This is a genomic window from Nocardia alni, from assembly GCF_019038435.1.
Taxonomy (GTDB): domain Bacteria; phylum Actinomycetota; class Actinomycetes; order Mycobacteriales; family Mycobacteriaceae; genus Nocardia; species Nocardia alni.
The window spans coordinates 1-13561 of record NZ_JAGPOX010000206.1; the positions used below are offsets into that span (position 1 = coordinate 1).

The following is a 13561-nucleotide window of genomic DNA, read 5'->3' on the forward strand; positions in this document are numbered from 1 at the left end:
GTGCAGCAGCACCAGAGCCCGCCCGTCCGCGGGCCCGCTCACCCGGTACACGATCGCGGTCCCCTCCGCGCCTACTACTTCCCGAATCGCCATACCCCGAGGTTAACGGCCGATCCGGGAGAGGCGAAGGGGCCATGACGCCTACCCGGTGAGAAGTGCGGCGGTGGCGGCGTCGGCGGGCAGGAAGGTCTCCAGCGCCAGCTCGGAGACGGTGATATCCATCGGGGTGTTGAAGGTGGCGATGACGGAGATGAAAGCGAGTGTGCGCCCGCCGGATTCGAGCAGCAGCGGCAGCGCGGGCGCGGCGGTGACCTCGGCCAGTTCCTCCCCGCAATTCTCCGGCGGCGGATACCCCTCGACCTCGTCGTAGAGCGCGCGCAGGGCGGCGGAGCGGGTCAGGGCGAGCTGGCGGTCCATCTGGTGCAGCAGGTGCCCGCGCCACTGGGCGTAGTTGCGGATCCGGGGCGCCATGCCGCGCGGATGCAGTGTCAGGCGCATGGCGTTGGGCTTTTCCAGCAGCTCCGGCGCGACGCCCGAAAGCATCGGTTTCACACCACGATTGGCCGCGACGATGTCGTAACCGCCGTCGAGGATCAATGCCGGGAACGGCTCGTGCGCGGTGACCAGGCGCTCCAAATTTCCACGCAATTCGCGCAATTGCGGATCCTCCAGCGAATGCTCCGGAAAATGCGGTGCGTACCCCGCCGCGATCAGCAGCGTATTGCGCTCGCGCACCGGAACATCCAGATGGTCGGCCAGGCGCAACACCATTTCCCGGCTCGGTCGCGAGCGCCCGGTCTCGATGAAACTGATGTGCCGGGCCGAGGAGTCGGCCGCGAGCGCGAGATCGAGCTGGCTCAACCGCCTGCGGTTGCGCCACTCGCGCAGCAACGGGCCGACTCTCGGCGAAGCGGTGGTCATCGCATGACCGTACCGCGCGGCGAGTGTCATCCGATCAGGCCGGAACGCGATCGAGGAAGCCGAGAACGGTGGCGATCCGGCCGTCCTGGTCCAGTACGAGGACATCCGAACCCGCCACCGGCGCGCTGCCGTCGGGCGCCACGAGCTCCCAGCTGAATCGCGCGGTGTCGTGGTGACCGTCCACGGATCCGAGCGGCCGGAACACGAATCCCGGAAACTGCTCGTGCACCCCGGAAATGGCCGCGACCAACTGCTCATGCCCGCGGACGTCGGTCAGTGGATCGGTGTAGCCGCCATCCTCGGTCCATGCCTTGGCGACCGCGTCGACCAATTCCGCGCCACTGGCATTCCAGGCCGTGAAATACCGGTGGGCCGCGTCGTCGTAAGTGCTCATCTCGAATTCTCCTTCTAGCGAGAGTGTTTGAACCGAACGAGGACAACCTTGCCGGGAAAAACGACGCCGCGCGATTACGCCGGAGGTAATGACGCGGCCGACCATTGTCCGGCGTGGGCGAGCCCCCGAACAGGCGCGATGACGTCCATCGTGGGTAGGCACCTAAGCTTGCCGCCATGACCAGTCGTATCGCAGTCGTGACCGGAGCCAGTTCGGGGATCGGCGAGGCTACCGCGCGGGAGCTCGCCGAACAGGGGTTTCACGTTGTCGTGGGTGCGCGACGAGTGGAACGGCTCGAAAAGCTGGCGGCCGAGATCGGGGGCACGGCGCTGGCGCTGGACGTGACCGACGAGGAGTCCGTCCGGGCGTTCTGCGATGCGGTCGAGCGGGTCGATGTGCTGGTCAACAATGCCGGCGGGGCCAAGGGCCTGGCATCGGTGGCCGAGGCCGACCTGGACGACTGGCGGTGGATGTGGGAGACCAACGTGCTGGGCACGCTGCGGCTGACCAAGGGACTGCTGCCGAAGCTGATCGCCTCGGGTGACGGGCTGATCGTCACCGTCACCTCGATCGCCGGGTTCGAGATCTACGACAACGGGGCCGGATACACCTCCGCCAAACACGCCCAGGGCGTGCTGCACCGCACGCTGCGCGGCGAACTGATCGGACAGCCGGTCCGGCTGACCGAAATCGCCCCCGGCGCAGTGGAAACCGAGTTCTCACTGGTTCGCTTCGACGGTGACGCCGATCGCGCCGCCAAGGTCTACGAGGGCATCGACCCCCTGGTGGCGCAGGACATCGCCGAGATCATCGGCTTCGTCGCCACCCGACCGCCGCACGTCGACCTCGACACCATCGTCGTGAAGCCCCGCGACCAGGCAGGTCCGGGCCGCTTCGCCCGCCGAAGCTGATACGCGGCCGCGAAACCGGCCTCACGCTACATTCCGCGCCATCCGGCCCGCTCCGGTTCCGCGGAACGGGCTCACCCCCACCGGCGACTACAGCGTGACACCCACCGTCACCGGTTCGGGCTCGAGCCGGATCCCGAACCGCTCTTCCACGCCATCCCGCACGGTGCGAGCCAGATCCAGTAGGTCGGAAGCCGTTGCCGCGCCTCGGTTCGTCAGCGCCAGCGTATGTTTCGTGGACAGCCGGGCGGGTGCGTCGGGTCCGGGGAATCCTTTGCCGAACCCGGCCCGCTCGATCAACCACCCCGCCGAGAACTTCACCCCGCCTGCCGCCGGATAGGTGGGAATTGTGACATCACCCATATACGCGGAAACAGCCGCGCGCACCTCGTCCACTCGCGCCGCAGGCACCACCGGATTGGTGAAGAAGGAACCGGCGCTCCAGGTGTCGTGATCGGCCATGTCGAGCACCATGCCCTTGCCCGCCCGCAGCCGCAGCACCGCCTCGCGCACCGGCGCGGCCGGGCGGCTCTGCCCCTCGGCCGCGTCCAGAGCGTGCGCGAGTTCGCGATAGTTCAGCGGCGCGCTCGTCCCGTCGGTGCGCAGCGCGAATTCCACCGCGAGGACCAGGGCCCGATCGCTGTGCTTCAGCATCGAGGTGCGGTAGCCGAAATCGAGTTCCTCCGGTGCGGCCCAATGGATCTCGCCGCTCGCACGGTCCAGCAACCGCACCCGGCGCAGGACCCGCGCCACCTCGACGCCGTACGCGCCGACATTCTGCACCGGCGTCGCACCCGCCGAGCCGGGAATCCCGGACAGGCATTCCAGCCCGCCCGAACCGGCCGCGACGGTCGCGGCCACCACCGCATCCCAGTTCGCGCCCGCCTCGGCGACCACCCGATCCTCGCCGAGCTCCACCCCGCCGGTGGCGACGCGTACCACGACACCACCGAATCCGGCGTCCGCGACCAGCAGATTCGAGCCGCCCGCCAGCAACAGCAGCGGAATGCCGGCCGCGTCCAGCGCGCGCACCGTCGCGACCAGCGCGTCGGTATCACCGCACTCGGCGACCGTGGCCGGACCGCCGACCCGCAGCGTGGTCAGCCCGGCCAGCGGCACCGAATCGCGCACCCGCGCACCGGTTGCCGCCAACAGCTTGCGCACGTCGTCCAACGGCACCACCAGAGAAGTCTCCACGACCACAGACGGTAGCCTGTTCGACCATGGCGACACCCTTGGAGTTCACCGCGAACTACGCACATTCGACCACCGCCGTGCGTGCGGCCTTCACGGACGAACAGTATTGGAAGGACCGCCTCGCGGAGGTCGGCGGCCCGGGTGCGCAGCTGGATTCGTACAGCTACGACGGCACCACGCTGCGGGTGGCGATGACGCAGACCATCCCGCCGGAGGACCTGCCCGCCGCCATCACCGCGATCAAGCCCAACGGGCTGGTCATCCCCCGCACCGAGACCTACGTCGAATCCGAGGCGTCGGGCACGTTCGAGGCGTACGTCGTCGACGCGCCCGCGCAGGTTCGCGGCACGGTCACGATGTCCGGTGACGAAACTCACTCTCGGGGAGTGGTCTCCGGGACGGTCGAGGTGACGATCCCGGTCTTCGGCAAGAAGATCGAAAAAGCGGTGGCTGAAAAGTTGCTGGAATTGCTCGCCGCGGAGGCGGAATTCACGGACAACTGGATCGCGAAGCGATAACGACCAGTAACCTACGCCCATGCCTCGCCGACTCCCCTACTCAGCCCGCTATCCGCTGCATACCACCAAGGAGGTGTACGCGGCCCTCGGCGACCACGCCTACTGGGAGGCGCGGATGGCGAAGATGCGCGAGTACTCGCCGAACGAGGTCATCGATCTCCAGGCCGGTGACGGCGGCATAGCGGTCACGATCGAACACGTCCTGCCCCGTCACATGCTGCCCGATCTGGCCCAGTCGGTGATGCGCAAGGATATGGTCATCACCCGCACCGAGGCCTACGGGCCGTACGCGCCCGAGGTCACCGGCACGATGTCCGCCAGCATCCCCACCGGGCCCACCGGGGCGCTGGAGGGCACGCTGCACCTGTTCCCCACCGAGACCGGCTCCACGTTGCGGACCACCACGTCGGCGAAGGTGTCCGTCCCGTTCCTCGGTCCGCGCCTGGAGCAGATGATCCTGGTCAATTTCGTGGATCTGCTGCGCGCCGAGGCCGAGTTCACCCTGCAGTGGCTGGACGAGCACAACCCGACCGCCTGACCCGTTCGGGCAAGCCGGTCGGCGAGATCACGCGCGGCACCACCGGGATCAACCGACTGCGCCGCAGCGATCGCTGGCTGGTCCACGACGACCTGGTCCGCGCCCGGCTGCGGGAGAGCCCGGATCCGCTGGTCGTCGACCTCGGCTACGGCGCGAGCCCGGTCACGACCCTCGAACTGGCCCAGCGGCTGCGGCGGGTGCGCCACGATGTGCGAGTGGTCGGGCTGGAGATCGATCCGGATCGCGTCGTGCCCGGCCGGGACGGGGTGGTGTTCGCGCGCGGCGGATTCGAGCTGGCGGGGTTGCGGCCGGTGCTGGTGCGCGCGTTCAACGTGCTGCGGCAGTATCCGGAGCAGGCCGTCCCCCAGGCGTGGGCGACGATCCTGGACGGACTCGCCCCTGGCGGGCTGCTGGTCGAGGGCACCTGCGATGAGCTCGGCCGCCGCTGCGCGTGGGTGCTGCTGGATCGGTCCGGGCCGCGCTCGCTCACCCTGGCCTGGGACCCGTTCACCGTCGAACGGCCGTCCGATGTGGCCGAACGGCTGCCGAAGGCGTTGATCCATCGCAACATTCCCGGCGAGCCCGTCCACGAACTGCTCACCGCGGCCGATCGCGCCTGGGCCCGTGCCGCGTCGCTCGCGCCCTACGGTCCGCGGGTGCGCTGGCGCGAGGCGGCGAAGTTGCTGCGGGAGGACGGATTTCCGATACGCCATTACCGTCGCCGCCTGCGCGACTGCGTGCTATCGGTGCCGTGGGACGCGGTCGCACCGAAAGTCTCCGGCGCGCGATAGCCCGCGATACCTCCGTCATTCCGGTGCGAGAACTACGCCCGGGACAGCGAGCGCCGCACCCGCAGCGCGGCGTGCGAGGGCAAAGACTCTGCGGCCGTGCGGATCTCGTCACCCACACAGCGGCGGATCGCGACCGCGTCGGCGACCACCTCGTCCAGCGCGATCTGCCCGATGCCGGTCTCGGCCAGGTCGAGCACGGTGCGCACCGGCGTCGTCATCAGGAACGAACCCGCCGACTCCACATCGCCGCGGCGCCACGTCCGGCGCAGCAGCACCAGGCCCGGCTCGCTGGGCAGCCGCCCGCCGCGCACCGACATGTGCACGAATCGCGGTCGCAACCGGCCCAGTCCGTGCAGTTCGGCCGCGCTGTGATGGGAGACCATGGCCGAACCGTCGAACCAGGCCGACCACATCGCGAACTCGTCCAGCGGCCCCGTCGGCCAGTCGCTCAGGCGCATCAGGCCGACCCCGACGCGAATCACCGAACCGTCCCCGAGCGCCGGACGCATGAGGTCCTCGCAGCCCGCACGCACTACCGAACGGGTGGTGAAGTATCCGGCGTGCTTCCCGGCCAGGCGGCGCAGCGCCGACCAGGCCAGTTCGGGGGTGTCGTCGCGCAGCCGCCGCCCCTCGGGCGAACCGCGTCGTCCGGGCCCATCGTTCGGGGCGCCGGCGTGTCTGGACATGCGATCCAGGCTACGCCCGGAGCATGTGCGGTATGTCACAATCGGGGACGTTCTGCGATGAGTCCTTCAGCCCTCCCACAGAGCGAGCTCAGGAAGCTCGGGAAGAATCGGCAACATGACCCTGCCAGACACCGCGACCGAATCCGTCTCCGGTTCACCGCGCCGCCGCGGCCGGATAGCGCTGATCGTCGGCCTCGTCATCATCCTCGCGGTGGTCGCCACCGCGGTCGGCACCGAAGTGTATGCACGCAAGCACTACTCGCAGTGCATCGCCGGCCAGCTGGACAAGAGCCTGGGCAGCAAGGTTTCCGTGCATTTCGGGGCGAAGCCGCTGCTGCTGACCTACTTCGACAAGAAGGTCGGATCGGTCACCGTCGACAGCGACGACGCGCAGTTCGGCCCGGCGATCGGCATGAAGGTGCGCGCCACGCTGCACGACATCACCATCAAGGGATCGAACGCCACCGTCGGCAGTTCCGACGCCAACGCGAACTGGAGCGACGACGGTATCGCCCAGACCCTCAACGGCCTGGTGTCGGGCGTGCAGTCGAACCCGAGCGCGGGCACGCTGGAGGTGCGGGCCCTCGGCGGCCTGGCCGGACTGCAACTGCGTCCGCACATCGTGGGCAACCAGATCCAGGTCGACACCGTCAACGCCAACCTGCTGGGTTTCGGCCTGCCCACCGATCTGGTCGACGGCATCGTCAAGACGATGAGCCAGAGCCTGCAGGCATATCCGCTCGATATGAAACCCACCTCGGTCACCGTGACCGACAGCGGCATCGACGTCGGCCTCACCGGCGGCGCCACGACCCTGCAGTCCGATTCCAACGCCAACAACGTCAGCTGCTGACCCGCCGTCGTCCCGCCGCGCTTCCGGCCGGGACGAAGCGATCTACTCCGAGAACCCTTGCAGTACAGCGCGTGACCCGGACAGCCCGAGCCTGGTCGCCCCGGCGGCGATCAGGTCCCGCGCGGCCTCGGCGGTGCGGATGCCGCCGCTGGCCTTGATGCCCAACCGCCCGCCCACGGCGCCTGCCATGAGCCGGACCGCGTGCACGCTCGCGCCGCCGGCGCGATGGAATCCGGTGGACGTCTTGACGAAGTCGGCGCCGGCGCGCTCGGCCGCCAGGCAGACCTCGACGACGGCCTCGTCCGGCAGCGCGGCCGATTCGATGATCACCTTGAGCACCGGATCGGTCCCCATCGCCTCGCGCACGGTGATGATGTCGGACAGCACGGCGTTGTAGTCCCCGGCCAGCGCCGCACCGATATCGATGACCATGTCCACCTCGGCCGCGCCCTGCGCCACCGCCAAACGCGCCTCACTGCCCTTCACCAGCGAGTGATGCTTACCGGACGGAAATCCGGCGACGGTGGCCACGACCAGTCCGGGCGCGCGGACCGGCAGCATCGAGGGCGACAGGCATACCGCGTACGCGCCCAGCTCGCGCGCTTCGGCGATGGCGGCGGTGACGTCGTCCGGGGTGGCGGCGGGGTCGAGCAGGGTGTGGTCGATCATCGCCGCCACCCGCGCGCGGGTGAGATTGTCGATTTTCGGGGCGGAATAGGCCATGAACATGAAGTTTGGCACAGCGGTAATTGCGCCCGTCCGCGGTTGTCCCGCACACTCGTAGTGCCGGTACGGCTATTCGACCAAGAGGAGCGCCCCCGTGCTGATCCGTCGTGAGCGGCCCGGCGACATCCCAGCGATCGACCTGGTTCACCGCGCCGCCTTCACCCGCGAATACGCGAACGGCGGCGGCCAGGGCGACGCGCCCGGCATCCAAGCCGATCCGCCCGAGGTCGCCCTGGTCCATCGGTTGCGCAGCGATTCGGGCTGGATGCCGACACTGTCGCTGGTCGCCGAGGTTCGCGACCACGTGGTCGGGCACGTCTGTCTCACCCGCGCCGCAGTCGGCCCCTACCCGGGCCTGGCACTCGGACCGATCGGCGTACTGCCCGGCGTCCAGCGCGGCGGCGTCGGCTCCAGCCTGATGCACGCCGCCCTCGGCGCCGCCGACGCGCTGGACGAACCGCTGGTCGGACTGCTCGGCAGCCTCGACTACTACCCGCGTTTCGGCTTCGTGCCCGGCTCCCGCCTGGGCATCGTGCCCGATGAGCCGGCCTGGGTCTCCCATTTCCAGGTCCGCACGCTGACGGCCTACGAACCCGGGATCACCGGCGAATTCCACTACCCGGATCCGTTCTACGACCTCTGATCTCGCTCACCCGGCAGCCGGCCGATCGTCACCACTTGGGATGATGTCGGGCATGAGTGTTGCGGTGAACGAGGACCAACGATTCGTACTGACCCTGGGATGTCCGGACCGGCCGGGCATCATCGCGCGGATCACCTCGTTCATCGCCGGTTTCGGGGGGTCGATCATGGAGGCCGGTTACCACTCCGATGTCGACTCCGGATGGTTCTTCACCCGGCAGGCGATCACGGCCGCCACGGTCCCGTTCGGGCTGGACGAGTTGCGGGCGCGGTTCGCCGAGGTCGCCGCCGAATTGGGACCCGAGACCGAATGGCAGCTACTGGATTCGGGTGCGCGGCGGCGTGTGGTGCTGCTGGTCAGCAAGGACGGTCACTGCCTGCACGATCTGCTGGGCCGCGCCGCCGGCGGCGAACTGCCCGCGACCATCGAGGCGGTCATCGGCAACCATCCGGACCTGGCCACGATGAGCCAGGCGCACGGGATCCCGTTCCACCACGTGCCGTTCCCGAAGGATCCGGCCGAACGCGGTCCGGCGTTCGAGCGGATGCGCGAACTGGTCGACGCCCACGATCCGCACGCGGTGGTGCTGGCCCGCTTCATGCAGGTGATGCCCGCGCACCTGTGCGAGCACTGGGCGGGCCGGGCGATCAACATCCACCACAGCTTCCTGCCCTCGTTCGTCGGGGCGCGGCCCTACCATCAGGCCTTCGCCCGGGGCGTGAAGCTGATCGGCGCCACCTGCCACTACGTGACCGCCGAACTGGACGCGGGCCCCATCATCGAGCAGGACGTGACCCGCATCGACCACGGCGACGAGGTCCGCGACATGGTCCGGCAGGGCCGCGACATCGAACGGGTCGTCCTCGCCCGAGGCCTGCGCTGGCACCTCGAGGGCCGGGTGCTCGTGCACGGCATGCGCACGGTGGTGTTCGCGTAGGCACTACATCTCGCTGAGGTGCTGCTCAGAGTAACCCGGACAGGCGTAGGAGCTGAGTCGCGAAGGCCTCGTCGTCTACCGGGGTCAGGGTCAGCTGGCCGGCGGTGGTGAGCAGGTAGCGGCCGTCGCCCGCGACGTCGAGCCAGGTTCGGTGGCGGGTGGGCGGTGAGGACGAGTCGTTGGGGGCGGTTGTCACGGTGACGATGCCGCGCGAGTCCACCGGTGCGCGCAGGGTGCGCTGGAATCGGACCACCGGGTCGAGTAGTTCCGGGTCCAGGAGTCTGGCGTCGTACAGGTCCGGGCCCAGGATGTGGTCCGGATCCAGGACGGCGTCGGTCGCCTCGCGCATCGTGGCGTTGCGTCCGGCCGGGGCCGAACCGATCACCTGGACGAGCTGGCGGCCGACTGCTTGCGAGTGACAGATCAGCACCACCACCGACTCGCGCCGGGCCACCAGGATCGCGGCATGTTGCTGGGCGACCGCCGCGAAGGCGATGATTCGTTCGGCGGTGGCGCCACGCTCGCCCGCGACGGTGAGTGCGGTGGCGTCCGGGCGTGCGCACAGCAGCAGCGCGGCGGTCAGGTCCGGATCGGTGTTGCGAACGTAGTGCTGGCGCACGCCGGAACTCTCGTGGTCGGCTCCGGCGGCGGGCAGATCGGGTACGACCGGGATCATCGCGTTGATCGGGTACGGGCGATAGTCCAGGCCGGTTTCGGTAGCCCAGACGTGCGCGAACTCGTCCGGGGTCAGAACCCATTTCAACAACCTGCGACCCTCACTCGAGTAACGGTGGTGTCGCAACCTCGATCGTCATACCGGCGTGGCGCAACCGCTCGGTCAGGGCGTCGCCCATCGCGGCGGCCGGGGTGAGAATGCCCGCGACGTCCGGTAGTTCGTCGAATGCCAGACACAGACCCGCCTCGCCCAGCATGACCGAGGTCGCCTGATAGCCGGGATCGCCGGAACCGGCGAAGGTGCAGACGTATCGGGCTCCGGAGGTGGTCCGGGCGAAGGTCTTCATCGTGAACCAGCCGGTGCGCCTTGCCTTTTCGTCCGGCCCGGTGCCCGGCTTGGGCAGGACCCGATCCAGGATCCTCCTGCCCGCGCCGAACCGGGACACCAGCGCCCCGGCGGCCATCGTGGCCACGATGCCGCCCGCGATACCGGCGGCGAGCAGTGGTGCGGCCGTGGACGATCCGACGCCCATCACCTCGCGATAGCGGAAATTCTTGCCGTACACCCAGCCCAGCAGGCCATTGCTGCGGCGCACGATCTTCGCGTTGTGGTTGGCCATGATGAAGGTGGTGACCCAGCCGTCCAGGCTCGGATCGATCGATGAGGCGCGCTGCAGCGCCTGATCGGACTGGCGTCCGACGTCCGGGTCCATCGTCTTGTCCGGGCTCAGCGAATATGGATGCGCCAGAACGGATCCCTTGGCCGGATCTTCGGCGACGGTCTCCATCATCGCGCGCGCGGAGTCGATCGTGCCGCCGCTGAAGCCACCCTTGATCCAGGCCACCAGCGTGGTATCGGTGAGTTCACCGGTGTTGTCCTCGACCGAGCGCCGGTACAGCCGGTACGCGCTCAGGTCCGACGGAATCGAGTCGAAGCCACAGGAATTCACGATCTTGGCGCCGGTCGCGTAGGCCGCGTTCTGGAATTGGTCGATGCAGTCGCGCACGAAAACCGGTTCGCCGGTGAGATCGGCGTAGTGGGTGCCCGCCTCGGCGCATGCGCGCACCAGCGGCAGGCCGTAGCGCAGGTAGGGGCCGACGGTGGTGACCACGACGCGGGTCCGCGCGGCCATGCCCTTCAACGTCTGCTCATCGGTCGCATCCACGACCAGCAGCGGCCACTCCTGGGCGACGGCCCCCAGACCGGTCCGGACCTTGTCCAGCTTGTCCTGCGAGCGACCCGCCAGCGCGATCCGCGCACCGGGCGGGGCCGCCTCGGCCAGATACCGCGCGGTCAGCGCGCCGACGAAACCTGTCGCGCCGTACAGCACGAGATCGAATTCCCTGTCTGCCATGGACCTTACCTATCCCGTGACGCCAGTCACGCTCTGCTGCGACGTTTTCCGGTACTGGTCTTCTTGCGTGCGGGCCGCCGGGCGAGCCACGCCTGATGTTCCTTGCCCAGGTCCGTGACGGGGGCATCGCCGTAGATCCATTCGCGCGCGATAAGGTGCCAGTTGTTCGTGGCCTGCAATTGCCCGAGCACCCCGAAGGTCATGAAATCGGCGCGCCGGGAGAACAGATGCTCCGGCGGCAGCGACTGCTGTTTCATTCCGGCGTATTCGGTCGCGCGCGGGTCGATCGCCAATACCGCGGCGCCGCTGGCCAATTCGGGGGTGATCGTCAAATCCTCGTCCAGCAGCGCCCATTCGATCGCGGACAGGCAGTACTCGAGGCATTCCTCGGCGGTCACCTCGTCGGGGGAGTCGATGATGCCGCGCTCGATCATCAACCGGCGCAGCTCTTCTGCCTGGTCGTCGGCCGCGGCGCGGATGCAGACCAGCTCGAATTCCACGTCGTCGGGCCGCATCCGGTTGTAGAGGCCGAAATCCAGGAACGCCACTCGCCCGTCCTCGCCGAGCAGAATGTTTCCCGGGTGCGGGTCACCGCAGAATTCGCCGAAGGAGTACAGCGAGCCGACGTAGAAGCGATAGATGATCTCGCCGATCCGATTGCGTTCTGCCTCGGGCAGTTCACGGATCTGCTCGAAGCCTCGGCCGGGAAAGTACTCGCTGACCAGCACGTGCTGACTGGACAGCTCGGGCATGCTCGGCGGGACCACGATGAACGGATGGTCGGCGTACAGCTCGGCGATCTGACGCTGCGTCGCGGCCTCGGCGACGTAGTCGAGTTCGCTCTCCAGATGCAGCCGCAGCTCGTCCAGCACCGCCGGAGTCACCCACGGCATCGCGGTCGCCAGGATGCGGCGAAACATGGCCAGGTTCTTCAGATCCGAGCGCACTGCCGCGTCGATGCCCGGATACTGGACCTTCACCGCCACCGTGCGCCCGTCGTGCAGCCGCGCCCGATAGACCTGGCCGATGGAGGCCGCGGCGATGGGCTCGGATTCGAATTCGGCGAACAACTCCTCGAGGGGGCGGCCGAAATCCTCCTCGACGACCTCGCGCATGGTCTCGAAGGACACCTTGGGCGCGCTGTCGCGCAGTACCGCCAGGCGATGCTGGAAGCGTTCACGGTGTTCGGGCGGGACGATGTCCAGATCCAGTACCGACAGGATCTGCCCGAGCTTCATCGCGACGCCCTTCATGGTGCCGAGCACCAGGACCATCTGCTCGGTCGCGCGGATCGTCGACTCCTCGGCCAGGCGTTTGCGGACCTCCTCGGAACGGCCACGCATGGAACGGCGAGTCTTCTGGGCGCGCAACACATTTCCGGCCACCGCGACACCGAGCTTGGTACCCCGGGCGAGCCGTGAGGTCGGCACTTCCTTCGACATAGCTACCTCCGTTGGTGCCGATGCGCGACGGTGGCACTTCCTGTTCGCGCCGGACTCAGCGTAGCGAACAGGGACGGTCCGGGCCTATACCCGATGTTGCCGACGATTCTGGGCCGCCGGGCATTTGCTCTGGGATGGCGAGCCGGTGGACGGGCTCAGGGGTGGCCGGGCTCGGGGAGGCGATGCGGTGCGGAGTTGAACGTCTTCGGCGATCCGCCCGCGCGCACCATGCCCTCGATGGCGCTCCAGGCCATCATCGTCATGTGGTCGAGCATCGTGTCGGCGGACATGGCGCGGTTGCTGATCCACCAGTCCGTGGCCAGCTGGACGCCACCGACGAGCACGTAGGCGTAGAGCTCGATGCCCTCGGTCTCGAGGTCGCGGCTGAAGGCCTTGTCGCGCAGCACCGCGGCCACGATGTCGGCAAACAGCTTCTCGAAGTCGGCCAGGGTGGACTTGTCGGTGGACGAGCCGTATCCCATGATGAACCGGTACACGTCGGTATCGGCGTCCACGGTGTGCACATAGGCGGCCAAAGTATTGCGGACCAGCTGGTATTCGTCGAGATCGTCGCTGATGGCCTCGTAGATGCGCGGCATCAGGGTGGTCTCGATGAATCGCTCCATGGTGGCGCGAGTCAGGTCGTTCTTATCGGAGAAATAGCGATAGAGAACGGTTTTCGACACACCGATCTCGCCGGCGATCTCGTCCATGCCGACATCGCCGCCCCGCTTGCGAATCGCAGCCAGGGTGCCGTCGACCAATTCTTCGCGCCGGTCGATCTTGTGCTGATGCCAGCGCCGCTTGCGGCCGTCCACGCGGCCGGCACGCGGCGGGGTGGACTCGAGTGCGGCTTCGGTGGACAGGATGACTCCTCTGTGCCTGGATACGGTGCCTGAGTATCGGGTCGGGCCCCCACCAGCTTAGGTCCTTCGCGATGTCGATGTTCCTGTCTCTTATAAACATCTGACGCTGCC

General features: G+C 68.2%; 16 protein-coding genes. 7 read left to right on the forward strand and 9 right to left on the reverse strand.

Translation table 11 applies throughout. The features are described from left to right. Nucleotides 1-141 precede the first annotated feature (141 nt). Both JZ791_RS40850 and JZ791_RS40855 read right to left on the reverse strand, forming a co-directional pair. Nucleotides 142-921, reverse strand: coding sequence for a helix-turn-helix domain-containing protein (locus JZ791_RS40850; RefSeq protein ID WP_216902803.1), 780 nt, complete (start codon nt 919-921; stop codon nt 142-144). A 34-nt stretch (nt 922-955) separates the two neighbouring features. Further along, entirely contained in the window at nt 956-1315 is a 360-nt protein-coding gene (locus JZ791_RS40855) for a nuclear transport factor 2 family protein (RefSeq protein ID WP_216902805.1), read from the reverse strand. 176 nt (nt 1316-1491) lie between these two features. Between JZ791_RS40855 and JZ791_RS40860 the strand changes: the two genes are divergently transcribed. Beyond that, complete coding sequence (locus JZ791_RS40860) at nt 1492-2226, forward strand: SDR family NAD(P)-dependent oxidoreductase (protein WP_216902807.1); 735 nt, start codon at nt 1492-1494, stop codon at nt 2224-2226. A gap of 87 nt (nt 2227-2313) precedes the next feature. Here the strand turns inward: JZ791_RS40860 and JZ791_RS40865 are convergent, their stop codons facing one another. Continuing rightward, nucleotides 2314-3405 carry a UDP-N-acetylmuramate dehydrogenase gene (locus JZ791_RS40865; protein WP_216902825.1) on the reverse strand — a complete coding sequence of 364 codons (1092 nt, stop codon included), beginning with the start codon at nt 3403-3405 and terminating at the stop codon, nt 2314-2316. 41 nt (nt 3406-3446) lie between these two features. On the opposite strand from JZ791_RS40865, the gene JZ791_RS40870 reads away from it, so the two are divergent. From JZ791_RS40870 to JZ791_RS40880, 3 genes are read left to right on the forward strand one after another with little or no spacing between them, the layout of a single operon-like run. Then, the gene (locus tag JZ791_RS40870) at nt 3447-3938 is read left to right on the forward strand and encodes a DUF2505 domain-containing protein (protein WP_216902809.1); all 492 of its coding nucleotides are present in this window, start codon (nt 3447-3449) and stop codon (nt 3936-3938) included. Between the two features lie 19 nt (nt 3939-3957). Further along, complete coding sequence (locus JZ791_RS40875) at nt 3958-4476, forward strand: DUF2505 domain-containing protein (RefSeq protein WP_216902811.1); 519 nt, start codon at nt 3958-3960, stop codon at nt 4474-4476. Next, nucleotides 4446-5267 carry a class I SAM-dependent methyltransferase gene (locus JZ791_RS40880; protein WP_308163431.1) on the forward strand — a complete coding sequence of 274 codons (822 nt, stop codon included), beginning with the start codon at nt 4446-4448 and terminating at the stop codon, nt 5265-5267. The genes JZ791_RS40875 and JZ791_RS40880 overlap by 31 nt, the downstream gene beginning before the upstream one ends. Before the next feature lie 32 nt (nt 5268-5299). On the opposite strand, the gene JZ791_RS40885 is transcribed toward JZ791_RS40880, so the two are convergent. Further along, the gene (locus JZ791_RS40885; protein ID WP_254207230.1) at nt 5300-5953 is read right to left on the reverse strand and encodes a type IV toxin-antitoxin system AbiEi family antitoxin domain-containing protein; all 654 of its coding nucleotides are present in this window, start codon (nt 5951-5953) and stop codon (nt 5300-5302) included. 115 nt (nt 5954-6068) lie between these two features. Here JZ791_RS40885 and JZ791_RS40890 point away from each other — a divergent pair, with 115 nt between their 5' ends. After that, a complete protein-coding gene (locus tag JZ791_RS40890; RefSeq protein WP_216902813.1) occupies nt 6069-6806 on the forward strand; it encodes an LmeA family phospholipid-binding protein in 738 nt (245 codons plus the stop codon). A 42-nt stretch (nt 6807-6848) separates the two neighbouring features. Here the strand turns inward: JZ791_RS40890 and deoC are convergent, their stop codons facing one another. Further along, nucleotides 6849-7529 (reverse strand): deoxyribose-phosphate aldolase, encoded by a 681-nt coding sequence (gene deoC, locus JZ791_RS40895; RefSeq protein ID WP_216902815.1) that lies wholly within the window; start codon nt 7527-7529, stop codon nt 6849-6851. Nucleotides 7530-7626: 97 nt separating this feature from the next. On the opposite strand from deoC, the gene JZ791_RS40900 reads away from it, so the two are divergent. Together JZ791_RS40900 and purU are read left to right on the forward strand one after the other, a co-directional pair. Continuing rightward, nucleotides 7627-8175, forward strand: coding sequence for a GNAT family N-acetyltransferase (locus JZ791_RS40900; RefSeq protein ID WP_216902817.1), 549 nt, complete (start codon nt 7627-7629; stop codon nt 8173-8175). 52 nt (nt 8176-8227) lie between these two features. Continuing rightward, complete coding sequence (gene purU / locus JZ791_RS40905) at nt 8228-9112, forward strand: formyltetrahydrofolate deformylase (RefSeq protein WP_216902819.1); 885 nt, start codon at nt 8228-8230, stop codon at nt 9110-9112. Between the two features lie 25 nt (nt 9113-9137). Here the strand turns inward: purU and JZ791_RS40910 are convergent, their stop codons facing one another. The 4 genes from JZ791_RS40910 to JZ791_RS40925 all read right to left on the reverse strand — a co-directional run bounded on the left by JZ791_RS40910 (nt 9138) and on the right by JZ791_RS40925 (nt 13402). Next, nucleotides 9138-9878, reverse strand: coding sequence for an ESX secretion-associated protein EspG (locus JZ791_RS40910; protein WP_254207231.1), 741 nt, complete (start codon nt 9876-9878; stop codon nt 9138-9140). A gap of 10 nt (nt 9879-9888) precedes the next feature. Beyond that, nucleotides 9889-11142, reverse strand: a complete 1254-nt coding sequence (locus JZ791_RS40915; protein WP_216902821.1) for a saccharopine dehydrogenase family protein — start codon at nt 11140-11142, stop codon at nt 9889-9891. A 26-nt stretch (nt 11143-11168) separates the two neighbouring features. Then, nucleotides 11169-12584, reverse strand: coding sequence for an ABC1 kinase family protein (locus JZ791_RS40920; protein WP_216902823.1), 1416 nt, complete (start codon nt 12582-12584; stop codon nt 11169-11171). Between the two features lie 155 nt (nt 12585-12739). Continuing rightward, nucleotides 12740-13402 (reverse strand): TetR/AcrR family transcriptional regulator, encoded by a 663-nt coding sequence (locus JZ791_RS40925; RefSeq protein WP_308163432.1) that lies wholly within the window; start codon nt 13400-13402, stop codon nt 12740-12742. Between the last annotated feature and the right edge of the window lie 159 nt (nt 13403-13561).

Bases quoted from the DNA above. Each gene is read 5' to 3' on its own strand.
- JZ791_RS40875 (WP_216902811.1), top strand. From the start codon at position 3,958: ATGCCTCGCCGACTCCCCTACTCAGCCCGCTATCCGCTGCATACCACC.
- JZ791_RS40850 (WP_216902803.1), bottom strand. From the start codon at position 921: ATGACCACCGCTTCGCCGAGAGTCGGCCCGTTGCTGCGCGAGTGGCGC.
- JZ791_RS40860 (WP_216902807.1), top strand. From the start codon at position 1,492: ATGACCAGTCGTATCGCAGTCGTGACCGGAGCCAGTTCGGGGATCGGC.
- JZ791_RS40870 (WP_216902809.1), top strand. From the start codon at position 3,447: ATGGCGACACCCTTGGAGTTCACCGCGAACTACGCACATTCGACCACC.
- deoC (WP_216902815.1), bottom strand. From the start codon at position 7,529: ATGGCCTATTCCGCCCCGAAAATCGACAATCTCACCCGCGCGCGGGTG.
- JZ791_RS40920 (WP_216902823.1), bottom strand. From the start codon at position 12,584: ATGTCGAAGGAAGTGCCGACCTCACGGCTCGCCCGGGGTACCAAGCTC.
- JZ791_RS40890 (WP_216902813.1), top strand. From the start codon at position 6,069: ATGACCCTGCCAGACACCGCGACCGAATCCGTCTCCGGTTCACCGCGC.
- JZ791_RS40855 (WP_216902805.1), bottom strand. From the start codon at position 1,315: ATGAGCACTTACGACGACGCGGCCCACCGGTATTTCACGGCCTGGAAT.
- purU (WP_216902819.1), top strand. From the start codon at position 8,228: ATGAGTGTTGCGGTGAACGAGGACCAACGATTCGTACTGACCCTGGGA.
- JZ791_RS40915 (WP_216902821.1), bottom strand. From the start codon at position 11,142: ATGGCAGACAGGGAATTCGATCTCGTGCTGTACGGCGCGACAGGTTTC.
- JZ791_RS40885 (WP_254207230.1), bottom strand. From the start codon at position 5,953: ATGTCCAGACACGCCGGCGCCCCGAACGATGGGCCCGGACGACGCGGT.